Source organism: Sphingobacterium sp. xlx-130 (assembly GCF_011007405.1).
Lineage (GTDB): Bacteria > Bacteroidota > Bacteroidia > Sphingobacteriales > Sphingobacteriaceae > Sphingobacterium > Sphingobacterium luzhongxinii.
Genome location: NZ_WFKN01000011.1, coordinates 1 through 26,391 on the forward strand (window position 1 = coordinate 1; position 26,391 = coordinate 26,391).

A 26,391-nucleotide genomic window follows, 5' to 3' on the forward strand; every position below is an offset into this window, starting at 1 on the left:
AAGATATTTCAGGTGCCTATATCGGCGGTGTCTACCTCTTCCCATTCCGAACAGAGAAGTCAAGCCCGCCAGAGCCGATGGTATTGCCGTAACAGGTGGGAGAGTAGGTCGGTGCCTTTTTTTACACAAAGCCCCTTCAGGAAACTGATGGGGCTTTTTTGTTGTTGTAAAGTTGTATATGTTCCCATTAAAACCAAATATCCCAGATTAGCCTAAAATATGCTATCTAATCTCTATCTTTGCAACTACAATGGGTACATTACTAGACAACGGCGTAAAGCCATATAATCATTATGGAGCATACTTGAAAGAGAAGTATAGTGGACAGCGGGTATTTAAAGTTATAGTTGATGGAAATTTTACCTGTCCAAATCGAGATGGTAGTAAGGGATATGGAGGCTGTACATACTGTAATGTAGATTCATTTACACCGGATACTGCTAGGAAAATTCCAAGTATTAAAGAACAGGTGGAAAATGGGATTAATCGTGCAAGAAATAGCTATGGAGCAGAGAAGTTCATTATCTATTTCCAACCTAATACAAACACCTATGCTCCAACTCATCTTCTTAAAATGATGTATGACGAGGCACTTAGTATTGATCCAGAGAATACCGTCGGGTTGTCTGTCGGCACCCGACCGGATTGTTTAGATTTTGAAAAGATAGCTTTACTAGAGTCTTATACAGACAGACTTGATGTTGATTTAGAAATGGGAATGGAATCTATCTATAATGAGACTTTAGATCTTATTAATAGGGGATGTTCACACGAAGAGTTTTTAAGTACAATGAAGCTACTTGAAGGAACTAAGTTAGAGCTCTGTGTACATACCATATTTGGTTTTCCTTGGGAGAGTGAAGAGATGATGTTAAAGTATGCTGATGAAATCAATAAGCATCCGCATATTAAGTTTGTTAAACTACATCATTTGCATATTGTCGAAGGCTCCATTATGGGAGTGAAATACAAAAGAGACCCTTTCAAACTTTTTAGTATTGAGGAATATACTGAATTTTTAGCGAAGTTCATTCCATTGTTAAGGCCAGATATTATAATACAGCGCGTTTTCGGTATTGCAGATAAGGAACTTTTAATAGCTCCTAATTGGAATTTTCCTAAGTCGAAGATACAGACTTATATCGATAAAGGATTGGAAAGTCGTGGTGTAAAACAAGGTGAAAAGTATTTAAGTTTAGCTTAAGTGTTTTTAAATGTGTAGGTCAATATCTAAGCTGTAGTAACAAATTAATGTGACCGCTTTATAAGTGTCACGTAATATTTTTTCTATTCTTTATAGTTTTCTGCTTTTTATTTTCTTTCTTTGTGTATACTTATGAAAAACGAGAAGGTTATCCCTCTTGGGATAAACATTCTTAATATCTGATTTTGGTCGTTCATGTATTAGTTTTTGGACTGTCTACTGTTGTAATTCGAATAATATTATTTGAGCACATGGATTTTTACGGTCGTTTAATTCTAATTTGCTAGACGAGCACTTCAGGTGTTTAAACATTGGTATGTGATGATTAAATAATTGTTCATCGTAAAAGCATATCGAATTATGAAGTGGTTATTTTTGTTTGTGCTGACGATTGGGGCGTCACTCAACACTTACTCTCAGGTTCAGATTACGAAGACCGTGATCTTAGATCAAGTTCAGACGATTGGCAAGGATGAGTCGCTGGTTATTGCCGCAGATACATTAATATTTGGACACAATGCTGATCTTTCTATCGAGGGTGTTTTGGAAATACAATCTCCTTATATTCTGCTGGATCCTGGTGCGCAGATGAAAGGCTTCGGTACAATTCGGATTGTATCGCCAAGTTTAATGAAAGATGCACGCTTTACAGAGAATACGCCTACGGTGGTTAACGGAAATGGGAATCTCAACATTAAGGTCGATATTGAACTTAGTAATCAGGCAAATTTGCTTTTGGATAAATTGAAACATCCGTTTATAAAAGGTGAAGATTTAAGGCCTGGTATCTTTGTTGTGAATTCAAAGTTCAGTCTTATGGACGACGGCGTTTGTATTGAGCTGAGGGGGAATCGCTTTACACTCGGACTGAATGGTGTTTTAGATAATGCTTCGCCAAGGAGAATGGTAATCTCTAATGGTAATATCAATTCTTTATTCTCAAAAAATATGCACGCAAATTCTGTTTTTGAGTTTCCTATCGGTTTGGTAGAGGGGGATTATAGTCCTGTTATCGCTAAACCCGAGAAGAATGTTGAACTTTTTGTAAGTGTAATGAAGCATTCGTTGGAGAATGGAGTTTTGTCTTTTGTTAAAAAGGAGGGAGGAATTGACAGGATTTGGGGCGTGCATGCTGATAATAGTGTACGTACAACCTATACCTTTGAACATAATGAAAAGGACGAATCCGGATTGCTTAAAAGTTCTGGTATGGAGATTTTTCAATATTCTGATGCTCATGAATGGAGATTGACCACGACCAATTATTTAGAGAATAGAAGACATAGTACAAAAAATTTGGCTAACATGTTTACTAATGCTCCTGTGAATTATTTTTCTAAATTCGGAATTAAGAGAGCTACACCTCAAAGCAAGGATGATCGTGTGACCATGAAGGAAGGACAAAGTATTGTAATTCCTGTCTTGTCGAATGATAAAGAAGGAGATGGTAAGTTCGTGATGGAAAATGCTAAGATTGTAGAGGGCGCTTTGAATGGGTTTGCCGAGTTCTTACCGTCTGGTGAGGTTCGATATAAGCCAGTTAATAAATTCATTGGTTCGGATTCGCTAATTTATGAAGTTGTTGATGAATTCGGTTTAACCTCTCGAAGTACTGTTTTCATTACCGTAGATGGAGAAGGTTTCAATGAGGGCTTATTTGTTATGAGCAATGTACTGACACCGAATGGAGATGGCTACAATGATCAATTGATATTCGTGAATCAAGGGGAGATTTTACAACTGGAATTGACTATTGTTAATCGTTGGGGGGATCGTCTTTATGAAAGTAAAGCTTATAATAACACTTGGGACGGGGTAGGGCTTAGTGGGGGGACATATTATTATATTATAAAGGGTCGACAGCAAGATGGAAATATTATACACCAAAAGGGCTGGGTATTATTAAATAAATAAAACTAAAGCGATCATTGATCGCTTTAGTTTTATTGTTCTATAATGGACTTAAGGTCTGCAGGGGAGTAATTTACGGACTTAAGGGTTTTATGATCTCCATTTCTGAATACCAAAAATTTACCGTCTACTTCTTTGTAATAAGAATCTACTCCTTTTGCTTTGTAGTGTGCTTGTGTCGCAATAGCTTCATCTTCACTTTTGCAAGCCTTACTCATGTTGGAGCGTTGTACCTCTTCAAATAGCGCACTGAATTTGTCTTTCAGACCAAATTCTAATATTGCACCAGATAATACGTATTGTATGTCGCATAGGGCATCCGCAATCTCAACGATGTTATTATCTTGTATAGCTTCCTCAAGTTCTTTTAATTCTTCTTCAATTAGAGAAACCCTTAATTTGCATCTGCTTTCTGAAGGAATTTGAGGTGTCTCAAGAATAGGATGCTGGAAAGTTTGGTGAAATTCAGCAACGGAAGTGAGTGTTTTAGGGTCTGTCATAGCTCTTCTTTAATTAATCCATAAAAATACGAATCTTTACGTGAATTTTATGTGGTCTGGAAAAAACTAAAGTCTCGACATTGTCGAGACTTTAGTTTTATTTTATCAGATGTTTCAACTGAATGAGTTCTTTTTCTTCAAGATACCTCCAACGCCCTCTAGGTAAGTCTTTCTTTGTTAGACTAGCGTATACAACCCGATCGAGTTTTATAACTTCATATCCTAAGGATTCAAAAATGCGACGTACAATCCTGTTTTTTCCCGAATGGATTTGTATACCAACTTCACGTTTTGAAGCTCCTTGTACATAACTCAAATCATCTGGCTTGATAAAGCCGTCCTCAAGTTCTAGACCAAACTCTATTTTATTAAAGTCACCCTGGGTAAGACTTTTATTTAACTCAACCTGATAGATTTTGGTAATGTTGTTCTTTGGATGGGATAGTTTGTCAGCAAGGTTACCATCATTTGTCATTAGTAATAACCCGGTGGTATTTCTATCTAACCGACCTACAGGATATATTCTTTCTTTAGTAGCCTTTGAAACAAGCTCCATGACAGTACGACGCTCTTGTGGATCATCTGTGGTAGTAATATAATCTTTTGGTTTGTTTAATAAGACGTAAACCATTTTTTCGCGTTTCAATCGTTCGTTATTATAACGGATTTCGTCTTTAGCAGGATCTACTTTTGTGCCTAATTCGGTTACCGCTTCACCATTCACAGAAATTACGCCTGCACTAATCAATTCATCAGCTTTTCTTCTTGAACATATTCCAGAGTTCGAAATGTACCGATTAAGTCGAATTAAGCCATCGTCCTCAACCTCGTGATTTGCAGGTTTATGAGCAGGCCTAAATTTATGTTTATCCGAATACTTGAAGTCATTGTTTTCCTTCTGTTCTTTATATTCGTCACTAAATATACGTTTTCTGCCTTTTTTGAAATTTCTGTTGTCTCTTGATTCGCCATCCTTAGATCGGTCAAAAGCAGCAGAACTTGATTTTGAGAATTTTGAGTGTTTGCCAGTAGACCTTTTCTCTTCAAATCTGTCTTTAGAGAAGGATGATTTATTATTAGACCTGTCATTGTCTGAACTTTTTCTAGCGAAGGAACTTTTGTTGAAAGACTTTCCTTCTTCGGATCCACTTCTTGAGAAGGAACTTCTGTTAAAAGACTTTCCTTCTTCGGATCTACCTTTTGTGAATGAACCTTTGCTAAAAGATCTCCCTTCTTCGAATTTGCTTTTGCCAAAACTGGATTTTCCAAATGATGTTTTTTCTTCTTTGTTATCTTTAGAAAAAGATGGTTTACCGAAGCTCTCGCCTCTAGGATTCGTGCTTTTTCTTCCAAAACTACCTTTGGATTTGAAGTTTTCTGAGTTGCTTCTTTGTTTTCTGGAGTTGTCATCTCGACTGTTCCGTTGATTTTTGAATGGCATAATTTTTAAATAAAAATAGAGGTACAAAGGTACTCAAAATAATGTAATTATGGATTTTTTTTTGCTTTCTATTTTCTTTGTTTAAGTGGCGTTAAGAGGTTGTTTTTAGATATTCATATTATAGCTAGATTTATAAGTGTTTGTTTTTTAATGTAATAGTTTATACCTTTGACCCTTCATAAATGGACCAAGCTATCTTTTGATCGACAGTTGTCGTGGATAGGGTAGCATTAAGGGAGTGAATGATTAGAAAAAAAGTATTATGTATTAGTGCAATTTTTTCGATAATGGTTTTATCGAGATTGTATTCAAATCCGCAACTGGATTCTTTTGAAAATCCGTTCAAAAAATTGATGTTAGAGCACGCTGAAAGGTTGAAGGAAGAAAAAGTAAGCTCAATGTCAAATTCAAATGAGGATTATGTTAATTCTCTCACTTTCGCAAACGAAAGTATTCCTACGGAGCTCACAACTGTCAAGCAGAAACTTGGTAAATATCTTTCCAAGTTTTCCTTTAAAAGACAACAGTCTTATCAAATGCACAAAAAAGCCGATAAGTATCTTCCGCAAATTGCATCCATCCTTAAATCTTATGGAATACCTGAGGATTTTAAGTACATTCCACTGGTAGAAAGTGGACTTGATGCACGAGTTACATCACACAAGGGTGCTGGTGGATACTGGCAATTTATGCCTGCTACAGCGAGGTTGTATGGCTTACGTGTTAATGGTAAGGTAGATGAGCGTGTTGATTTTCTAAAGTCTACACATGCAGCTGCTCGTTATCTGAAGTCACTTTACGAAGAATTTGGAGATTGGACGCTAGTAGCAGCAGCGTATAACGTTGGCGGTGGGAGTTTAAAGGCTTCTATGCGTAGACAAAAGGAAGATAATTATTTTAAACTACGTCTAAACTCAGAGACCGCTTCTTACGTATACAAACTTGTTTCCGTGAAAGCGGTTATTGAAAATCCTGGAAAGCACGGGTATCGAATCTAAAATAGATCTATTAACAGACTAAAAATCAAGAGACATATATCGTATATGTCTCTTTTTTTTGCTTGATATTTAAAAAAGAAAGAAAGTGACGAAAATCACTTTTATTATAGCTGTGTATCATTGGAATGTCAAATTTTTGTCTATACTTTTATATTGAAAATCAAATATGAAATGTAATGCAGCTAGAGCAATTTAATTACGACAACAGGATTGTACGCAACTTCGGGATTGCAACAATTGTCTGGGGTATCGTCGGCATGTCTATTGGTTTACTAATAGCGATGCAGTTGATATGGCCAGCGATGAATTTTATGACGCAGTACACCACCTTTGGTAGGGTGCGTCCGGTACACACCAACGCGGTCATTTTCGCTTTCGTTGGTAACGCCATTTTTATGGGAGTATATTACTCTTTACAACGGGTACTGAAAGCAAGGATGTTTAGTGATGTGTTGAGTAAGATCCATTTTTGGGGATGGCAATTTATTATTGTTGCATCGGCGATTACGCTACCTTTAGGTTTTACCAGTTCGCATGAATATGCAGAGATGGAGTGGCCTATAGATATTGGTATTACATTGATTTGGGTGGTGTTCGGTATCAATATGTTTGGTACTATTATAAAACGAAGGGAGCGTCATATGTATGTCGCTGTGTGGTTTTATATAGCGACTTTTGTCACCGTAGCCGTCTTACATATTGTTAATTCGATCCAATTACCAGTGGGTTTCTGGAAAAGTGTTTATGTGTACGCTGGGGTGCAGGATGCGTTGGTACAGTGGTGGTATGGACATAATGCGGTAGCGTTCTTTTTAACGACACCATTTTTAGGGATGATGTATTATTTCTTGCCTAAAATGGCTAATAGGCCTGTCTATTCTTACAAGCTTAGTATCTTACACTTTTGGTCCTTGATTTTTATTTATATATGGGCGGGACCACACCATTTACTTTATACGTCTTTACCATCATGGGTGCAATCTCTTGGGGTTGTGTTTTCGATCATGTTGATCGCTCCATCTTGGGGAGGGATGATCAACGGGTTATTGACGTTGCGTGGCGCTTGGGATAAAGTCAGAGCCGAACCTATCTTAAAGTTTATGGTTGTTGCTTTGACCTGTTATGGGATGGCGACGTTTGAAGGCCCCATGCTGTCATTGAAGCAAGTAAATGCGATCGCTCACTTTACAGACTGGATCGTAGCACACGTTCATATTGGGGCGCTAGGCTGGAACGGTTTTATGACATTTGCTATCTTGTATTGGTTGTTGCCTCGCATATATAAAACTCAGCTTTACTCAAAGAAACTAGCCAATGTGCATTTCTGGATAGGAACATTAGGGATCCTTTTCTACGCAATCCCTATGTATTGGGCAGCAGTTGTACAAGGGTTGATGTGGAAAGAGTTTACGCCAGAAGGTGTTCTTAAATATCCTAATTTCCTTGCAACAACATTAGAAATCCTACCCATGCACATGATGCGTGCGTTAGGAGGAGCATTGTATTTAACAGGTGTTATTATTATGACATACAATCTGGTGAAGACAATGAAGTCAGGGAAACTTGTAGCAAATGAGCCTGCAGAGGCTCCTGCCTTAATACCAGTTACTGTTAGCGAACGTTCGTCCCATAGACGATTAGAACGGAAGCCGGTTCTTTTTATGGTGTTGGCATTAATTGCTATTCTGATTGGTGGGATAGTGGAGATGGTACCTACTTTTATGATTAAGGATAATATACCTACGATTAAAAGCGTACAACCTTATACGGCATTGGAACTACAGGGAAGGGATCTTTATATTAAAGAAGGTTGTGTCAACTGTCATACACAAGCAGTAAGGCCTTTCCGGTCTGAGACGTCACGTTATGGAGAGTATAGTAAAGCTGGCGAATATGTTTACGATATGCCGTTCTTATGGGGGTCAAAACGTACTGGTCCCGATTTACATCGTGTAGGAGGTAAGTATCCTAATAAATGGCACTTTGACCATATGTTGGATCCGACTATTACTTCTCCGGGAAGTATTATGCCTCCCTACCCTTGGTTAATTGATCAACAGCTAGACAACAGTACACTGGTCGCTAAAATGAATGCGATGCGGATATTAGGTGTACCGTACTCTAACTCGGATGTGGACAATGCTGTAGCAAATGCAGAAAAACAAGCACAGATGATTGCGAAGGATTTAGCCTCTAATCAGGTGAATGTAAAAGCTGATCGTGAGATCATAGCGCTTATCGCTTATTTGCAACGTCTCGGCACAGATATAAAGGCTGAAGTAAAGACTACAGCAGATCAGACCGTTTCTGCAGAGAATTAAGAACTGAATATTATTCAATTAAGTTAAAAAGATATGTTCAAACAAATAACAAACTTAAATGGTGATGAGATGTATCTAATCACATCATTATGGATATTCATCATTTTCTTTGCAGTGGTTGGTATCATGTTGTTTTTTATGAAGAAAGATTATATCCAGTATATGAAGGATATACCATTTGACGAGTCGGAGAAAAAAACCAAGTGTTCATCTGAAGATAATTTGAAATTATGAGTTTATTTTTAATGGCTGCTGAACCTGTGGAAGGTGTTACCCAATGGAAATTTGGGGCGGCCGATTTATACAGCGATATCCTAATCATCGCTTTGATTGTAGTGATGATTACCTTATTGTTTTCAGCTATAGTGGTTAATAAGGCAATGAAATCCATTCTTCGGCTCACGATGCCAGAGCTCGCCAAACAAGAGGATGAAATAAAGCGATTAGCGAAGGCTCAAGGAAAAGGTAGGTGGGGGAGGATCTGGAGTAATCTATTGGAACTACGCCCTATTGAAGAAGAGAAAGATATGGTTATCGATCATGAGTATGACGGGATCCAAGAATTGAATAATCCTATTCCAACTTGGTTTAATGCTTTATTTTACTCTACTGTGCTCTTTGGTTTTGTCTATCTTTTGGTGTACCACGTTTTTGGATGGGGAATGAACCAAGACCAGGAGTATCTGCAGGAATTGGCCGTGGCTGAAAAAACAAAGCAGGAATACCTTGCTCAAACAGCTAATTTAATAGATGAGAGCTCTGTTCTGTTTGATGCTGCGCTGGCTCCAGCCGGTAAAGCAATATTTGCTGTTAACTGTGTCGCTTGTCATGGCGGTAATGGTGAAGGCGGAATCGGACCTAACTTAACCGATAGATTTTGGATACATGGAGGAGAAATTAAAGATGTATTTAAGACGGTTAAGTATGGAGTACCTGAGAAGGGGATGGTTCCATGGGAGCAAACTTTGACTCCCGGCCAAATAGCAGAGGTAAGTAGTTATATTTTAACACTTAGAGATACAAAGCCTGCTAATGCAAAAGCATCTGAGGGAGTTGAAATTAAGGCCTACGAATCTGAGGGGGGCTCTGCCGATGATGCAAACAAAACCACAACTGATTCAACTGCGAATAAATAGAAATTTCAATAGTGTTTAATTATTAGGAGCAATGGAAGCAGTAGTAAATGACAAAGGACCAGTATTACCTTCGAAAGAGAAAAAGAGAACTTGGATATACGCTAAAAAACCATCGGGTACATTTTATAATGCCCGACAGTATGTAGGCTATGGTTTGCTACTGTTTCTATTTGCCGCTCCTTTCATTAAGATCAATGGCAATCCCTTTGTGATGTTTAATATCGTTGAGCGTAAGTTCTCGATATTCGGAAATATGTTTTTCCCTCAGGATCTTTATATTTTCGTGTTTGGAACATTGATAGTTCTTGTAGGAATCGTGTTGTTTACGGCTATTTTTGGACGTGTGTGGTGTGGGTGGACCTGCCCTCAGACTATCTTTATGGAGCTTGTCTTTAGACGGATCGAATATTGGATAGAGGGCGATTGGACGCAACAGAAAAAATTAGATAACGGACCTAATACGGACGCTCGGGCATGGAAGAAATTGTTAAAACATACGGTGTTTTTAGTTATTTCATTTTTAATCTCCAATATCTTTCTTTCTTACATTATTGGTGTAGAGGCATTATTTAAGATAATCACTGATCCTATCGATAGTCATATAGGAGGATTGATTACTATTGTAATTTTCACCTTATTATTCTATGCTGTATTTGCCTTTGTGCGGGAGATTGTGTGTACCACGATATGTCCTTACGGAAGGTTTCAAGGAGTGCTGCTCGACGATCAAAGTCTTACAGTAGCTTACAATGAAAAAAGAGGAGAGCCTCGAGGTAAACAACGTAAAGGCGAAATTGATGCGAATAAGGGGGATTGTATCGACTGTAACTTATGTGTACACGTATGCCCGACAGGTATAGATATCCGAAATGGTATACAGCTTGAGTGTGTTAACTGTACGGCTTGTATTGATGCTTGCGATGCCGTTATGGAAAAGATCAACAAACCAAAGCGCTTGATCGGGTTTTATTCGTTGGGTGAAATCGAAGGAAAGAAAGACTTTAAGAAAAGCCGTGTTCGTCATGTTATTTATGCAATAATATTGTGTTTTCTGATCGGTGGCTTTGGGTTTATGATATTCAACCGTTCGCTAATAGGAGGTTCTTTGTTACGTGCTACTGGAAGTACATACCAAATTCGTACGGATGGGACTGTCAGTAATTTGTATACATTAGAATTGATTAATAAGAGTGGCAAGGAAATCACATTTGACTTGGTTCCTCAAGATTCTAAATTGACTATCCAGTTGGTTAATAATGTAGGCAAACTTTCAAAAGATGGATCCGCAAAACTGAGCTTCTTTTTAATAGGCGAAAAAGGTATTTTTGATAAGTACAAAACAGATATACGTGTAAATGTCGTATCCGAAGGCGAGGTGGTCGAGACATTAAAGACTACATTTATTTCACCTTCGGGATCTTAAAATAGCATAGGTATGAACTGGGGAATGAAAATAGTTGTAGGCTTAGGCACTTTTATGTTACTTATTGTCAGCGCAGGTGTTTATATGGTTTCGAAGGATACCGATACGCTCGTAGACGATGATTACTATGAAAGAGGCTTGGCGTACGATGATATTTACACGCGCAAACAAAACACCTTGGATGATGGGGCTAGGCCTCGACTGCAATTGGAAGGGGATACACTATCCATTTTTTTTATTGGAAATATCAATAAGGGTGAACTTAGCTTCAAAAGGCCATCAGACGGCAAATTGGATTTGAAAATTCCTTTTTACACCGTCTCTAATGTGTTTAAACTGCCACTTTCAACTTTTCTTAAAGGAAACTGGATACTGGAATTGAATTGGGAAAGTAAAGAAAGGAGTTATATGGATAGTCAAACCTTGTTTTTGCAATAGGAGGGATATATGACTTATTATTATCTGGCTTTTTTTATGGGGCTTTTTGGAAGTATTCATTGTGCTGTAATGTGCGGACCACTTCTGATAGCTATTCAAGGCAACCAAAAAATATCCTGGCAGCAGACTTTCAATAAATTGCTTTATCAGTTTGGACGAATATTGACTTATGGTGCTTTAGGCTTGTTATTGGGACTAATCGGGACTATGGCATCTGTTCAGGGTTGGCAACAGCTTTTCTCCTTGTTGACGGGTGCGATCCTTGTACTAATAGGTTTATCTCACCTGTTTGCTAAAAATTCCAAGACGTTGGCTCAGTTTCAAACACGGGCGATTCGACCCTTTGCAAAGCTTATGGGGCATTGGTTATACAGACCAGGAGGTGCTTTTGTTGCAGGGGTGTTGAACGGACTGTTGCCTTGTGGGATGGTGTACATGGCATTGGCATCCGCTATGAATGCCAATGGTACAGCATCAGGCTTTCAGTTTATGGTTTTATTTGGTTTAGGGACACTTCCCCTCATGTTATTGTTCTCCATTACTTCTCTATGGACAAAAAAGATGTTTAAGTTAAAATTTTCGACAATAATTCCAGTTTTTTATCTGTTAATGGGAGTTTGGTTTATCTTACGTGGAGCAAATTTGGACATACCTTATTTAAGCCCTCTGTTATATATTGATGGAGCTATTAATTGTGCTTAATGAAATCAGGATTATCCGGTAATTTTTAGTTTTTGTTTTGTAATATACCGGTATCGTGTATTGAGTAAGATGGACGAGGTTAACAATCCAAGTGTCAAACCATACCAAACCCCTTGAATCCCCCATTGAAAGTTTATTCCCATTACGTATCCAGTTGGTATACCCACAACCCAGTAGGCGATGAATGTAATTACCGTTGGGATATTGACATCCCCCATACCTCTTAAAATACCCAAACCGACAACCTGAGTGCCATCAAATAATTGGAAAAGACCTGCTATAAGTAGCAATTGTGCGGCCAAATGTATTACCGCAGTGTCTTTACTGATGAGGTACGGTAGTTGATGATTGAATATAGCAAATAAGGCGGCAGTACATATCATGAATAGTAATACCAGATGATAGGACACCTTTGCAAACTTGTGTAGCCTACCATACTTTCTATTACCAAAGCTATTGCCCACTTTAATGGTTGAAGCAGCTGCAATACCGCTGGCCATCATATAAGTCATAGATGCCAACGTGATGGCTACTTGGTGAGATGCCTGTTCTAAAGCTCCAATTTTACCCGCGATAAGTGATGCTCCAGCAAAAGCTCCTATTTCAAAAACGTACTGTAACGCAACGGGAGTTCCGATTTTTAGGATGGATAAAATTCTTTTTTTACGGATAGAGAATAACTTGAAATGAGTGGTATAACTTTTAAAATGTTTAGACCGTAATACATAGATCATCATGACCAACATCATTAGCACCCGATCAATTAAGGTTGCGATCCCGACGCCTCGTATTCCCATAGGAGGGATGCCGAACATTCCCTTTACCAGAATAATTGCTAGGACAACATTCAGTATATTTCCCCAGATAGTTACTTGCATCGCTTGCTTGGTAAATCCCAGCCCTTCCGCAAATTGTTTGAATGTATTGAAGGTCATCAGAGGCAATATGGATAGACTGAGCAATAGTAAATAGGGTTTAGCTTCCTTAACGACCGCAGGATCTTGGTCCGCATGCTGCATGGCAAACATAGATCCAAAATATACAACACAAAAAAGCAGTATCCCCGATATGATATTGATCCAAAAACTATTTGATAGCAGTTTTGCACATTCTTCTTTATTTGACTTACCGTTTTCTTGAGCAATAAGCGGAGTGAGACCGTAGGCGATTCCTAATCCTATTACTAAGACTACCATAAATACAGAATGAGTTAAAGAAACTGCCGCAAGCGAAATTGTGCCTGCAAAGTGTCCTACAATCATGGTATCTGCTGTTTGCACAAATGTGTGACCCAATTGAGAAATGACAACGGGCCCTGCTAGCGCCATCGTACTCAGGTAATAAGATTTATTGAGTTTTATATTCCCAAACATATTTTCGACTAGTTTGCAAAGGTACTAAAGTTTGAATTGAAAAATTAGGTTATAAATGTGTTCAAATAATTACAAGAAACTATTGATGTAAAAAGATAATAGACTTACCTTAGCCTTTCTAAAGTTTTATAGTTATGACATTAGCATTTTTAAATATTGGTACGCAGGAGATGATTTTAATAGTAATTGTTATACTATTATTATTTGGTGGAAAGAAGTTGCCAGAGTTGGCTAGAGGGCTAGGTCGTGGTATTCGGGAGTTTAAAGACGCTTCTGAAGGAATAAAAAGAGAAATTTCGGATCAAATCAACAATTTTGAAAAAGATCTGGACGTTACGGTTGAAGACAGGCCAAAAGCGGATAGAACAGAAACTAAAGTAGCAAGTACGGAACAACACGACGTTGTAGTAGACGCGGATGTGGTTGCAGACAACGCTGCTGAGAAAAAGTTTCCACAGTTTTCTGCGCCTGAGAATACGTATCAACATAATCCAGGCGGACATCCTGTTGATGATACCGAGTATTATAAATATGGTTATAATGACCACTTTGCTTCCGAAGAATCTGCTGCCGAACCTGTAGAGGGGAAAGAAGTGGCCTCGAGTAAATCAGAAGAGGAATCTTCTGATACAAATACACCAACAAAACAAGCTTAAAAACTATATTTTAAATTTATGGAAAGCTGTTGAAATGAATCTTCAACAGCTTTCTCTTTCTTATTTGATTATCCCAATTTATGTTACACGAAATTATTATTTCGAAAGAGTTGTCACTGACAGACCGACAAGTGCGTACGACTATTGAACTCTTGGACGAGGGTGCCACTGTTCCATTTATTTCTCGTTATCGAAAGGAATTAACAGGTAGTTTGGACGAGGTACAGATTACAGCTATTCGTGACCGAATTCAACAATTGCGCGATTTGGACAAACGCAGAGAGACGGTCTTAAAATCAATTCAGGACCAAGGCAAATTGACACCTGAACTTGAAGCGCAGATTAAGTCTGCTGAAAACATGGCCGCTCTAGAGGATATCTACTTGCCCTATAAGCCGAAGCGCAAAACAAGGGCCTCCGTCGCACGTGAGAAGGGTTTACAACCGTTGGCTGAATTGCTGTTGAACCAAAATACAGGAGAAGTAGATGTGCATGCTGAACACTATATCAATACCGAACTCGGAGTCAACAATATCGAGGAGGCATTGGCAGGTGCTAGGGATATTATTTCCGAGACTATCGCTGAGGATGCCGAAGTGCGAGCCACTGTACGTAAGTTATTTTTGGAGAAGGGGCTATTTGTGTCACGAGTAGTACCAGGTAAAGAAGAGCAAGCGTTAAAGTATAAAGATTATTTTGAATGGAATGAGTCTCTAAACTCCGCTCCATCGCACCGTGTACTGGCTATGCGCCGGGGAGAGAAAGAGGAATTATTGTATTTAGATATTGAAGTTGAGGAAGAGGAGGTTATACCTCGTATTGAAAAAATGTATATCAAAGGCAATAATGAAGCTTCTAAACAGGTTGAATTGGCTTTAATTGACGGTTATAAGAGATTATTAAAGCCATCAATGGAAACGGAAGTACGTGTGTTGACAAGGCAACGTGCCGATGAGGAAGCTATCAAAGTATTTGCCGATAATGTAAGACAACTCTTGCTGGCGGCACCATTGGGACAGAAGCGGCTTTTGGCTATCGACCCTGGATTCCGCACAGGATGTAAGACTGTTGTATTGGATGCTCAGGGCAATCTGCTAGAAAATACGGCTATTTTTCCACATACGGGAGCTGGAGGAGCAATAGAGGCGGAGAAGACAGTAAAACACCTAGTCGCAAAATATAGTGTTGAGGCTATTGCAATCGGAAATGGAACTGCGGGGCGTGAAACGGAAGATTTTGTTCGCAAATTAAATCTAGAAGGAGTCACCATGGTTATGGTGAATGAAAGCGGAGCTTCTATCTACTCGGCTTCCGAAACGGCTCGTGAAGAGTTTCCGGATTATGATGTTACTGTGCGTGGAGCGGTATCTATTGGGCGAAGATTAATGGACCCTCTCGCTGAATTGGTGAAGATAGACCCGAAATCAATTGGAGTAGGCCAGTATCAGCACGATGTGGATCAAAATAAACTACAGTCTGCATTGGATGATGCTGTTATTTCTTGTGTGAATGCGGTAGGGGTAGAACTCAATACAGCATCTAAACAGATTTTATCTTATATATCTGGTTTAGGACCTGCTTTAGCGCAGCAGATTGTAAATTATCGGAAAGAAAATGGACCATTTAGTTCGAGACGTGAATTGAAGAAAGTACCTCGCTTGGGAGACAAAGCGTTCGAGCAGGCCGCAGGTTTTCTTCGTATCCGCAATGGCGAACATGCGCTTGATGCTTCGGCTGTTCATCCTGAAAGGTATCGTTTGGTCGAACAGATGGCAAAAGATTTGGGTGTAGAAGTAAGAGAGTTGATAACAGACGGACAACTTAGAAAGCGTATCGATTTAAAGCAATATATAAATGATGAGGTAGGATTACCGACCTTAAATGATATTATTTCCGAATTGGCCAAACCTGGCCTAGATCCACGTGAGCAGTTTGAAACTTTTTCGTTTACAGATGGGGTCAATGCCATTGGAGACCTTAAGACGGGTATGAAACTGCCAGGTATCGTAACAAATATTACAAATTTTGGAGCATTTGTGGATATCGGTGTGCATCAGGATGGTTTGGTGCATCTTAGCCAACTGGCTAATCATTTTGTTTCAGATCCACATGAGATTGTCAAAGTACAGCAGAAAGTAATGGTGACAGTTACAGAAGTGGACGAAAAGCGTAATCGTATAGGACTGTCCATGAAGACTGAAGATAAAGCTCCTCGTAAGCGTTCGGTAAAAAAGGAAACACAACATGCACCAGAAACAGATATGGCATCTAAACTAGCTGCACTGGCAAGCAAGTTTAAGTAACATAAAGGCTCTCCAATTGGAGAGCCTTTATTTTTTTAAAGCTTCTTTTGGTTTTTGTTCTTTTCGATATCCCCAATTCCACATTTTTCTCCAGAATTCACTGAAAGAGTCAAATTCTTGCCTATATACAACACCAAAGGCACTGATGTACTCCCCGTCATTCATGCGTATCAAAAAATTGCGGGTATATGGTCTATTGTAAGCTCTTAGAATAAGATTTCCATCTTTTCGCAATCGGTAGGTCAATTCAGCATCGGTTGTAATCCCCTCTCTAAAAAAGGTAAGGTCATTTGCTTGATAATTGGTCCGGTCTGTGATCCCGCCTGTCAATATCAGCCGATCATTCAGAAGTCTGACGGATGCAGAAGCGTCATTGAAGGAACGTATGTTGAGGTCAAAAAAATTGACATTGAGTGACTGAGAAATGATATTGTTAAGCTGGTTAAATGCAATCTCCGTTCCTGCAGATAACAGTGTACTATTTACTTCTCTTCCAATTTCACTCGTAGAATTTGGCGTGAAGCTTCGTCGTACGATGAGACTTAAGGCTTGTTGGTTGACATTGTTGATGTCGCTTAAATAACTTTGAAGTTGATCCTTGATGTATGGATTTTGTGGGAAGTTAAGGTCAAACGTGATATCGGGTTGCTCCAACGTACCCTTTATCAGCATATCGGCCTGTGCTAGTACCCGCTCGTCATCACCAGTTCGTCCTGCTGCATTATATAGCGGACCCACAGCAGTTCTTTGTTGGTAGATAGCTGTAAGGTTGATCGTTGCTTCATTTGGTTTGCCTGTCCATCGAATAGTTCCGCCCTCGCGGATGTCAAAGTACTTGTTTATAAAATCCTGAGCCGTGAAATGAAACTTTCCAGTATTTACAGTGTAATCACCAAACATCTCGAAATCCCCAAGGGATGTTATTTTCATTCCTATCTCTCCCAATCCGTTTCCTTTCAGTGAACCTAGATTTGTTTGTAGATTGATTTCCGCATCAGCTGTTAGACTCAGGTCCATATTCATTGTAATTCCTTTGAATAGGGATTTTTTACGTTGCTTTTCATTTTCCGTAGAGTCCTTGCTAATGAAATAAATAAAATCGCTTTCTTCCGAGACAGTCATTGCACTATTGAATGGAATAGTGAGCGTAGTTCCTTTCTCCGATTTTGCTTTTATGTCAATATCAATGGCAGAAGTATATCCTTTGAAACGGAATACTCCTGTAGCATGTGCTGTACCGTAGTACAGATTATTGTCCTTATAATTGGTGTTTAACACCATGAAATTGTTTCCATTAACGTCAACATCGATGTAAGGTGTTGCGAGTTTAGAAAGATTGACAATGCCATTTGCTGTTGCAGTTTGATTTTTGCTGTCCCGGATTTGAAGGTTTTGGAGCATTATAGCATTGTTTTCGACCATAGCCATCTGATTGTCCACATAGTAATCCGTTTTCAGGTAGTTCACGGTAAAGGATGTGTTTGTAAATCGTCCCAACCCGGTTATTTTAGGATTTTTGAAGGTCCCTTTTATATTGACGTCTGCATTTCCCTTTCCCTGTAAATTGGAAACCAGATTTTTTAAAAAGGGTTGAAATAACGTCAAGTCCGTTTCTTTGAGCTTCCCTGATAAATTTAACGGTTCATTTTCATCGAAAAAATTATAATTACCATTAAGGTTAATACCCCTTTCTTGTTCATCAAGAAGGGAGAGATCTATATTTGCTGTGCCTATGTCCGGATCAAAATCACCTTTTAGTTTCAGTTGTCCGATGGATACCCCATTATAGATAATGGGGGTAGTCTGAATTCTACCCGAAGCAAAGGGTTTTTTGAAGAGTGAAGTCAATTCAACATTACCACTCAAGAAGCCCTTTAATTCAATGCCTAATGGTTTGGTTATCCCGTTGAGTGACGTTAGACTAAAGCGGTCAAATAGAATATTGATTTTGTCATTTTCATTGGATACGATACCATCGAGTTTTACGCGTTGTTCTGCTTGGCTTAATATCAGATTTGAGATGTAGAATTTTCCTTTTGAGACACGCATCGCTGCATCATTATTGAGATGCCAAGCTTCTTTATTGATTGTAATAGAAGAAGGTTTAAATTTTATATAAGCAGGTGCATTGTGTTCAAAGTGTATGTTGCCATGAAGATCAAGGTGATTGACAGCACTCTTTTCAGACATGCGTACATTGAATAAGAGGCTATCATTGGCCAATATATTACGGATAGCGATGCTGTTGATATAAGTGCTATCCCCAATACTCATCCGATCCGCTAGCACATCGAGGGAAAATGCACGATCATCTGCTTTTTCTTGGATAGATAGGTTCGTTAATTTGACTCCCTTGTAAATCAATGTCGGACTGTAAGCTACAAAGCTAGCCGTGTAATTTTCAGACGAAAATATAGCATTCAGGTGCGCACCATCAGCGATATTCAATGACGGGTCTAATAAAGGTGCGATAGGCTTGAAAGATTTGACATTTATTTCTAAGTTGAAATCCTGGACATCGTAAGGCTGTGTTTCAATTCCTATGGCTGGCGCATAACGCATAGCCAATGATTTAAAATAGGGTACAATTGTATTAAGGTCAATAATGCCTTCCATTTTAGCATCTAAAACATCTGATGCTAGTGTCAGCGATCTGTTTGTTTCATTACCTTCAGCCGTAAATGCTAAGGATTTAATCCTGAAATCTCCTTTTGTCGTTGAGAGCTCGATAGAATCAGCATTGAAATGTCCTACAATAGTATTTAAAGAATTACCAATTAAGTTGGTGTTAATGTTTGCTTCGTGGATGGTGACACTGTCTTTGTTTAGTAATTTTAGTTTATTCAACGCTGCGTGATGTACTTTGGCATCCAACAGATAGCTAGGAGAACTTTGTTGCCAGTCCAGAGTTGATCTATAATCTACCTTAAGGTTTTCATCATTGATATCACCCTGTATCTCTAGTTTTTTATTGGTCAGGCTACCACTGACTAAGACCTGTTCGTAGGTGTAGTTCAATAACTCGCTGTTTTTCATCTTTCCTGAAAATTGAAGGGCCAATTCTTCTAATGTCAAGCCCTTTCCCTCAAAACTTACTTCTAGAGATGAGTTCCCAATACTTGAGGAAGAAACGAAAGTACCGATGTCGAAACGAGGAGATGACAATTCACCTTTGTACTTCAGAGCCCTTGTTATATCGATGTGGCTTTTTGTCTTTAAGCGGCCTATCGCTGTATTAAATGTCCCATCTACTAGGAAATCATTATAGAGGCCATTGAAAGCTCCTTCAAATGTTACTTCTTTAAGACGATGAAGTTGATCTGGGAGACTAAAATTCTTTTTGTTCGCGAGTTGAGGTACTATTTTTTCTACATCCTGAGGTGTTGTATGAAGCTTTTTTAGGTCAGCAATAAATAGAGTCTTATCTATGTAAGGGAGGCCTTTTATGGATAAATCTCCTTTTAACTCTGTATTTTGTCCTGTCGATAGATGAATATTTCGTGCCTTGATATTTGAGACAGTGCCTCTAAGAGTAGCACGGTGTACTTCTGTTTTAAAGATGACATGACGCATAGTCGGCGCGAAGAATTCAATATCACGAGAGTCTACGGATGAGTTTTTGAGAGTGCTCTTGATATTTACTTTGGTAAGAAACTCGGAAAAGTCATTTATCTTGTCATATTCAAAACAAACATAATCCTGTAACACCGATCGGTTTGTCTTTAGATATAGTTTCTTAAACTCCATAAGCTTGTCACTATAAGAAGCATAGGTGTTAAGTTTCTGAATGGATAGTCCTGATTTTTCAAGTAGTGTAAAGCCCGTTATTTCTGCTGAAATGATGGAGTCTAATCTGATTTTATCGAAAACAGCAGAGAAATTCTTGACATCTAAATCAGCGAAATTGACGCCTCGATTATTTTTTTTGAAGTTGTGGTTACGTAGTTTAAAGCGATTATCTACAAGTTCGACCTTGTCTAATCTAAAGCCAAATTGTTGCTTCTTTTTTTTCTTGTTGTCTTTTTTTGGAACGAAGTATTTTGCTAGACTAGAAAAATTTGAACTGTCTTTGTAGAGTTCAATATTAATATATCCCTCGTCGAGATAGAGCTCTTCAACAATTATTTTATTATTTAATAGTTGAGATAATACCAAATCCGCTGAAAGTTCTTTGATGCTCATTAATGGAATTCCTTTTCGATCCTTGATGGCGAATCCTTGGAGAGTGACGGCGGAAAAAGGTTTGAAGTATACGTAGTCGATCTGAATATCGCTATCGAGTTCCTTGGATAGATAACGCGCCACCTTTTGAGAGAGATAAGTCTGGACGCTTTGAAATTGTAGGACAAAAATAGCCGCAACAACAAGCAGCAGGATACTGACAGTAGTAATTAGCGTTATTTTTAGTATTTTTTTGATACTTTTGTGTTTTAAAATTACTTCCTCAAAATGGCTATTATCCTCGGAATAGAATCCTCTTGTGACGAAACTTCAGCATCCATCTGTATAGACGGTGAAATTAAGTCAAATATTATTGCGAGTCAAGCAATTCACGCGAAATATGGTGGTGTCGTCCCGGAATTAGCATCGAGGGCACATCAGCAAAATATTATACCGACTGTTGACCAAGCGATAATACAGGCCGAAATTACAAAAAATGATGTAGATGCAGTAGCTTTTACGCGCGGACCTGGTTTATTGGGCTCTCTTTTGGTTGGAACTTCCTTTGCGAAATCTTTTGCACTAGCGCGTCAGATTCCGTTGATTGAGATTAATCATATGCAAGCCCATATTCTAGCACATTTTATTGACAATCCCCAGCCATCTTTTCCCTTTTTATGTCTTACCGTGTCTGGAGGCCATACGCAAATCGTATTAGTGAAGGATTACTTTGACATGGAGTTGATTGGACAGACATTAGATGACGCAGCAGGGGAGGCATTTGATAAAACTGCGAAAATTTTGAATCTTCCATATCCGGGAGGGCCCTTGATTGATAAGTATGCACAATTGGGCGACCCCAAGGCTTTTACTCTTCCTGAGCCACAGATACCCGGTTTGGATTTTAGTTTTTCTGGTCTCAAGACAGCCATTTTATATTTGGTGCAACGCAAAGTGAGTGAAAATCCATCTTTTTTAGAGGACTATAGGGATGATGTGTGTGCTTCTGTACAACAACGTATAGTGTCTATTCTATTGAACAAAGTAAAAAAGGCAGCTAAACAAACGGGCGTAAAAGATATTGCTATTGCAGGTGGAGTATCTGCTAATTCCGGTCTACGGAAAGATTTACTGGCCATGGGCGAAAGGTATAAGTGGAATGTGTTTATTCCCAAATTTGAATACTGCACAGACAACGCGGCGATGATTGCCATCGCCGGTTATCATAAATATCTGAAGAAAGACTTCGTCGGGCAGGATATCGCTCCTTTAGCACGTATGTCTGTCGGGTATTAAACTTAAGGGTTAAATACGAGAAGGATAAATAAGAAAAATAGGATAATATGCATGATGCCTAATATGGGAGACGTGCGCTTACCTAAGAAGCTCATCAAGCTGAGCAAAAGTGTTATAATAAATAATATTGTTTCTGTTGATGTAAGACCTAAAGCGACCGTCTTACCAGTCAATAATCCGATAGTCAGTACAGCCGGTACTGTAAGTCCTACGGTAGATACAAAGGCTCCATGACAAAGGTTAATTGCTCGCTGAAACTCATTATTTAATGCAGCTTTTACAGCAGTCATCGATTCCGGTGTGAATACGATAATAGCAATCAACACTCCGCCTAAAAGAGGAGGAAGCTGTGTGGTCTTTGTTCCGTAATCGACAATACTGGCCATGTGGTGAGACAAGAGTACAATAGGAAGGATCATTGCTATAAGTAAGACACTACGAAGAATAATTTCTTTTTTATCAATAGATTCTCCGTTTTCTTCGGTCAATTCTCGATTGTTATTACGTTGTGCATAGACGATTTCCATGTGACCGGATTCAGGTTGTAGATATAGATGTCTATATCCCTTCATTTGATAAGCAAGAAAGAAGGCGTATAGAATGGCTATCAACAAAGAAATTCCGATAGCTTGTATATTCGTAAATATTCCGTTTCCTGCTCCTTGGATAAAGTTTGGTAATAACATCGATATTCCTGAGAGCATGATAATCATCGAGAGATAAGTCATTGTGCCTTGCGCATTATATTCCTGTTCGCCGTATTTCAACCCTCCAAATAATAAACATATCCCTACCACTAGATTCATGATAATCATCATCACGGAGAAAATAGAGTCTTTTGCTATTTGAGCCGATTCACCGGGGCCTAACAGCACAGCCGAAATAAGTATTACTTCAATTGCGACAATCGATAAGGTAAGGATTAGTGTACCATAAGGTTCGCCTAGTTTGTGTGCCAATTTATCGGCCTCTTTTACCACACCAAAAGATGAAAATATGATGGTACTTAATAGTATTACGAATAAGATAGATCCATTAAGAGGGTTCAGCTCTTGGCTGAAGTCGTGCCCATAAATACTAAATACAAGAACAACTAACCAGATGATAACTAGTCTGAATATTGTCTTCTTTGAGAAAATAGTGTTCATAATGACTTTAAATATTAAATGTTTTTGTCACTTGCAAAAATCGGTTTTATAGTAGTAATAAATTTTTACATATGTTAAAAATCTGTTCTGTGGATTCCGAGTTTTTAGAATTTTGTAAGGGAATGTAAGATTGTTATTCGGTTCTTGGATTTTCTTTGCCTTCGTGTATTCCGGGGGGGACGATATAAAAAACAAAAAAAGTATAGAAAAAGGAAAAGGGGTAAAATTTATTTTACCCCTTTTCCTATCTTATTGTTGAAAGATTATTTTTCGCCTAATACTTTTGTAACAAGTTCTGCAGCTTCTTTCAATAATATTGCTGAGTAAACTTGTAAGCCAGACTCATCAATTAATTTTTTAGCTTCTGCTGCATTAGTTCCTTGAAGACGAACGATAATCGGAACAGGGATGTTGCCAATTTCGTTGTATGCATCAATAACACCTTGAGCGACACGGTCACAACGTACGATACCACCGAAGATGTTGATTAAGATTGCTTTTACATTTGGATCTTTAAGGATGATGTTGAATCCTGCTTTTACAGTTTCTGCATTAGCAGTACCACCTACATCTAGGAAGTTTGCAGGTTCACCACCAGCTAGTTTAATGATGTCCATTGTTGCCATCGCGAGTCCAGCACCATTTACCATACAACCTACGTTACCATCCAATTTAACATAGTTTAAGTTGGATTCACCCGCTTCAACTTCTGTTGGGTCTTCTTCTGTGATATCACGCATTGCAGCGATATCAGCATGACGGTATAATGCGTTTTCGTCTAAATTTACTTTAGCATCAACAGCTAAGATTTTATCATCAGATGTTTTTAACACTGGATTGATCTCAAACATAGAAGCATCGATAGAGTCGTAAGCTTTGTATAAAGCAGCTACGAATTTAACCATGTCTTTGTGGGCAGCTCCTGATAAACCTAGGTTGAAAGCAATTTTACGAGCTTGGAAACCTTGAAGGCCAACTTTAGGATCGATTTCTTCTTTGAAGATTAAATGAGGAGTTTTTTCAGCGACTTCTTCGATGTCCATACCGCCTTCTGTCGAGTACATGATAATGTTACGACCAGTTCCGCGATCTAACAAAACAGACATATAGAACTCTTTGGTTGCACTATCGCCTGGGTAGTAAACATCCTGTGCGACTAGCACTTTATTAACTTTTTTACCTTCAGGACCTGTTTGTGGAGTAACAAGTTGCATGCCGATGATATCTGTAGCACGTTGCAATACTTCATCATGGTTTTTGGCTAACTTTACGCCACCACCTTTACCACGGCCTCCTGCATGAATTTGTGCTTTAATCACAACCCAATCCGAGTTGAATTCTTCTTTCATTCTCTTAGCAGCTTCAACTGCTTGCTCAGGCGTTTCGGCAACGATTCCTTCTTGGACTCTTACACCAAAACTCTTAAGTATTTCTTTTCCTTGATATTCGTGAATGTTCATTGATAAAAAAATTTGACGTAAAAATAGGGTTTTTATTCTTATGGAACAAGGCTAAAAATTAAAAGCTTGTTCTATAAGGGAGGTGTCTGTAGGTCGTTATAGGGCTTGGTTTTTGATTCTTTTTAGTAAATTCGCATTATGATTCTTAAAGCCACAAATATTCATAAGTCTTATGGTTCACTACCCATACTAAAAGGGGTAGATTTTGAAGTTCAACGTGGAGAAATAGTTTCCATTGTTGGTGCTTCGGGAGCAGGGAAGAGCACTTTTTTGCATATTATTGGCACATTAGACAAAGCAGATAGAGGCGAACTTTTTATCAATGATACCGCCATACATACGTTGTCCTCGAATGAAATGAGTGCATTTAGAAATAAACATATTGGATTTGTGTTTCAGTTTCACCATTTGCTACCCGAGTTTACAGCCCTGGAAAATATTTGTATCCCTGCTTTTATTAATGGTACTCCTACACAAAAGGCAGAACGTAGAGCGATGGAACTATTGGATATTCTTGGTGTTGCAGATCGGGCGCAGCACAAGCCGAACGAGCTTTCTGGAGGTGAACAACAACGTGTCTCTGTCGCCCGGGCTTTAATTAATAATCCTTCGTTAGTATTAGCCGATGAACCTTCTGGCAATTTGGATTCTGAAAATGCGGCTTCTTTGCATCAGCTTTTTTTTAATCTGCGGGATACAATGAATCAGACATTCATTATTGTTACGCACAATGAAGAGTTGGCGGGAATATCAGATCGTACGATCCATATGCGTGATGGACTCGTATATGCGTAGCGAATAGATTTGAAATGCCACTGTCTTCGAAACGCCTAAACAGGCCAATCAGTAAGCAGGCTTTCAATAGTCAAACATATCATACATGAAGAAGATTTTACTTACCTGTGCCACACGTTCATTTTCAATGCGTGTCGCGCAGTTGTTGTCCCCTCATTTTGAGGTTATATCAGCAACGTCAGACGAAGTGCCTACAGTCTTGCAGGGGCGTTATCACAAGATTCCGAAAGGTGCAAATCCTACCTATGCTCATGAAGTTCTTAAAATTGCATTGGATTTGAAATGCGATTACGTTCTTCCTTTAGCTATAGATGAAATTGTTACGTTGAGCGGCTCTTTAATCCTTTTTGAGGAGTATGGGATTCAGGTATTATGCCCTGGGATCGCAGATTTAGAAATGCTTTCGGTTTTGGACAATCCAGCAAAGGAGTTAAAGTTAAGTCTTTTTGTCGGCGGGTATGATGTTTTCGGGGTGACATCAGAATCGGTTGCTTTCGATGGTTTGGGCATGCTTTCCGATTCAGGAGATGCATTTATATTAGCAGTTGCCAAATGAAGTTAAGCGAAATATCTTTTGACAAAGCACTTTATTTGTTCGAGTTGGACGATGTGCTTTTTTGCAGGCGAGAATACTTGTTACAGGTTTATTATCTTTTCGGTAGTTTTTATGAATTTACCGAAGGGACTGCGAAGGCCAGTGATATGGCCGAGTTTATGAAGAAAGTATACGATCATCACGGTGAGGAAGCTGTATTTCCAGCAATAAAGGTCATGTTTGGGGTTGATGATAAGTATGAAGTCAATTTGCAGCGTTTGCAGGCTAACGCACAGCTGCCTCTTAAGTTAATATTACCGGAAGCACGAGCCGATCTTTTAGTGCGACTGGTCGAAGATAAAAGGCAGGTTGCTGTATTGACAAAGGGTAATCCTGTTGAGCAATTAAACAAATTGAAATTTTTAGATTGGGGCAAGGCAGATTCGATCAAGCATACGTTAAAAGTATTTTTTGTGGACGAGCTTGAGTTTAAATCTTTCGTGCCAATTGATTATATTGCATCAGAATATGATTTGCCGAAAGATCAGATTGTTATTGTTAATACGATTGTAGATTAGTTATAGAACGAT

The 26,391-nt window shown here is 38.7% G+C and carries 21 protein-coding genes and 1 rRNA gene; 16 read left to right on the forward strand and 6 right to left on the reverse strand.

What is annotated here, in order from left to right; translation table 11 throughout:
* The first annotated feature begins 8 nt into the window (after window positions 1-8).
* From rrf to G7B18_RS16635, 3 genes are all read left to right on the forward strand, one after another.
* Window positions 9-120, forward strand: a 5S ribosomal RNA gene (rrf, locus tag G7B18_RS16625).
* 130 nt (window positions 121-250) lie between these two features.
* Complete coding sequence (locus tag G7B18_RS16630; RefSeq protein WP_164112870.1) at window positions 251-1,204, forward strand: TIGR01212 family radical SAM protein; 954 nt, start codon at window positions 251-253, stop codon at window positions 1,202-1,204.
* 360 nt (window positions 1,205-1,564) lie between these two features.
* Window positions 1,565-3,118: a gliding motility-associated C-terminal domain-containing protein gene (locus G7B18_RS16635; protein WP_164123503.1), complete on the forward strand. Its 1,554-nt coding sequence runs from the start codon at window positions 1,565-1,567 to the stop codon at window positions 3,116-3,118.
* 29 nt (window positions 3,119-3,147) lie between these two features.
* Here the strand turns inward: G7B18_RS16635 and G7B18_RS16640 are convergent, their stop codons facing one another.
* Both G7B18_RS16640 and G7B18_RS16645 read right to left on the reverse strand, forming a co-directional pair.
* Window positions 3,148-3,615 carry a nucleoside triphosphate pyrophosphohydrolase family protein gene (locus G7B18_RS16640; RefSeq protein WP_164112868.1) on the reverse strand — a complete coding sequence of 156 codons (468 nt, stop codon included), beginning with the start codon at window positions 3,613-3,615 and terminating at the stop codon, window positions 3,148-3,150.
* 97 nt (window positions 3,616-3,712) lie between these two features.
* Entirely contained in the window at window positions 3,713-5,056 is a 1,344-nt protein-coding gene (locus G7B18_RS16645; protein ID WP_164112867.1) for a pseudouridine synthase, read from the reverse strand.
* Window positions 5,057-5,454: 398 nt separating this feature from the next.
* On the opposite strand from G7B18_RS16645, the gene G7B18_RS16650 reads away from it, so the two are divergent.
* The 7 genes from G7B18_RS16650 to G7B18_RS16680 all read left to right on the forward strand — a co-directional run bounded on the left by G7B18_RS16650 (window position 5,455) and on the right by G7B18_RS16680 (window position 12,074).
* Window positions 5,455-6,054 carry a lytic transglycosylase domain-containing protein gene (locus G7B18_RS16650; protein WP_240452888.1) on the forward strand — a complete coding sequence of 200 codons (600 nt, stop codon included), beginning with the start codon at window positions 5,455-5,457 and terminating at the stop codon, window positions 6,052-6,054.
* A gap of 176 nt (window positions 6,055-6,230) precedes the next feature.
* Window positions 6,231-8,375, forward strand: coding sequence for a cytochrome-c oxidase, cbb3-type subunit I (gene ccoN, locus G7B18_RS16655; protein ID WP_164112865.1), 2,145 nt, complete (start codon window positions 6,231-6,233; stop codon window positions 8,373-8,375).
* A 33-nt stretch (window positions 8,376-8,408) separates the two neighbouring features.
* Window positions 8,409-8,609: a hypothetical protein gene (locus G7B18_RS16660; RefSeq protein ID WP_164112864.1), complete on the forward strand. Its 201-nt coding sequence runs from the start codon at window positions 8,409-8,411 to the stop codon at window positions 8,607-8,609.
* Window positions 8,606-9,511 carry a cbb3-type cytochrome c oxidase N-terminal domain-containing protein gene (locus tag G7B18_RS16665; protein WP_240452889.1) on the forward strand — a complete coding sequence of 302 codons (906 nt, stop codon included), beginning with the start codon at window positions 8,606-8,608 and terminating at the stop codon, window positions 9,509-9,511. Before G7B18_RS16660 ends, G7B18_RS16665 begins: the two co-directional genes overlap by 4 nt.
* A gap of 31 nt (window positions 9,512-9,542) precedes the next feature.
* On the forward strand, window positions 9,543-10,934 hold the full coding sequence (ccoG, locus tag G7B18_RS16670; RefSeq protein ID WP_164112863.1) for a cytochrome c oxidase accessory protein CcoG: 1,392 nt from the start codon (window positions 9,543-9,545) through the stop codon (window positions 10,932-10,934).
* A gap of 12 nt (window positions 10,935-10,946) precedes the next feature.
* Complete coding sequence (locus G7B18_RS16675) at window positions 10,947-11,372, forward strand: FixH family protein (RefSeq protein ID WP_164112862.1); 426 nt, start codon at window positions 10,947-10,949, stop codon at window positions 11,370-11,372.
* A gap of 9 nt (window positions 11,373-11,381) precedes the next feature.
* On the forward strand, window positions 11,382-12,074 hold the full coding sequence (locus G7B18_RS16680) for a sulfite exporter TauE/SafE family protein (protein ID WP_164112861.1): 693 nt from the start codon (window positions 11,382-11,384) through the stop codon (window positions 12,072-12,074).
* Window positions 12,075-12,085: 11 nt separating this feature from the next.
* Here G7B18_RS16680 and G7B18_RS16685 read toward each other — a convergent pair whose 3' ends face one another.
* Complete coding sequence (locus G7B18_RS16685; RefSeq protein ID WP_164112860.1) at window positions 12,086-13,447, reverse strand: MATE family efflux transporter; 1,362 nt, start codon at window positions 13,445-13,447, stop codon at window positions 12,086-12,088.
* A gap of 134 nt (window positions 13,448-13,581) precedes the next feature.
* On the opposite strand from G7B18_RS16685, the gene G7B18_RS19315 reads away from it, so the two are divergent.
* Entirely contained in the window at window positions 13,582-14,103 is a 522-nt protein-coding gene (locus tag G7B18_RS19315) for a twin-arginine translocase TatA/TatE family subunit (RefSeq protein ID WP_164112859.1), read from the forward strand.
* A gap of 80 nt (window positions 14,104-14,183) precedes the next feature.
* A complete protein-coding gene (locus tag G7B18_RS16695) occupies window positions 14,184-16,406 on the forward strand; it encodes a Tex family protein (protein WP_164123505.1) in 2,223 nt (740 codons plus the stop codon).
* Between the two features lie 27 nt (window positions 16,407-16,433).
* Here the strand turns inward: G7B18_RS16695 and G7B18_RS16700 are convergent, their stop codons facing one another.
* Window positions 16,434-20,711: a translocation/assembly module TamB domain-containing protein gene (locus tag G7B18_RS16700; RefSeq protein WP_164123507.1), complete on the reverse strand. Its 4,278-nt coding sequence runs from the start codon at window positions 20,709-20,711 to the stop codon at window positions 16,434-16,436.
* A 144-nt stretch (window positions 20,712-20,855) separates the two neighbouring features.
* On the opposite strand from G7B18_RS16700, the gene tsaD reads away from it, so the two are divergent.
* Window positions 20,856-21,863, forward strand: coding sequence for a tRNA (adenosine(37)-N6)-threonylcarbamoyltransferase complex transferase subunit TsaD (tsaD, locus tag G7B18_RS16705; protein ID WP_164112856.1), 1,008 nt, complete (start codon window positions 20,856-20,858; stop codon window positions 21,861-21,863).
* A 2-nt stretch (window positions 21,864-21,865) separates the two neighbouring features.
* On the opposite strand, the gene G7B18_RS16710 is transcribed toward tsaD, so the two are convergent.
* Together G7B18_RS16710 and sucC are read right to left on the reverse strand one after the other, a co-directional pair.
* Entirely contained in the window at window positions 21,866-23,011 is a 1,146-nt protein-coding gene (locus G7B18_RS16710) for a calcium:proton antiporter (RefSeq protein ID WP_164123509.1), read from the reverse strand.
* Window positions 23,012-23,274: 263 nt separating this feature from the next.
* The gene (gene sucC / locus G7B18_RS16715) at window positions 23,275-24,471 is read right to left on the reverse strand and encodes an ADP-forming succinate--CoA ligase subunit beta (RefSeq protein ID WP_164112854.1); all 1,197 of its coding nucleotides are present in this window, start codon (window positions 24,469-24,471) and stop codon (window positions 23,275-23,277) included.
* A 141-nt stretch (window positions 24,472-24,612) separates the two neighbouring features.
* Here sucC and G7B18_RS16720 point away from each other — a divergent pair, with 141 nt between their 5' ends.
* The 3 genes from G7B18_RS16720 (at window position 24,613) to G7B18_RS16730 (ending at window position 26,379) form a co-directional block, all read left to right on the forward strand.
* Window positions 24,613-25,266 (forward strand): ABC transporter ATP-binding protein, encoded by a 654-nt coding sequence (locus G7B18_RS16720; RefSeq protein ID WP_205600281.1) that lies wholly within the window; start codon window positions 24,613-24,615, stop codon window positions 25,264-25,266.
* 85 nt (window positions 25,267-25,351) lie between these two features.
* Window positions 25,352-25,822 (forward strand): hypothetical protein, encoded by a 471-nt coding sequence (locus tag G7B18_RS16725; protein WP_164123511.1) that lies wholly within the window; start codon window positions 25,352-25,354, stop codon window positions 25,820-25,822.
* Window positions 25,819-26,379, forward strand: a complete 561-nt coding sequence (locus G7B18_RS16730; protein WP_164123512.1) for an HAD family hydrolase — start codon at window positions 25,819-25,821, stop codon at window positions 26,377-26,379. The genes G7B18_RS16725 and G7B18_RS16730 overlap by 4 nt, the downstream gene beginning before the upstream one ends.
* Window positions 26,380-26,391: the final 12 nt, after the last annotated feature.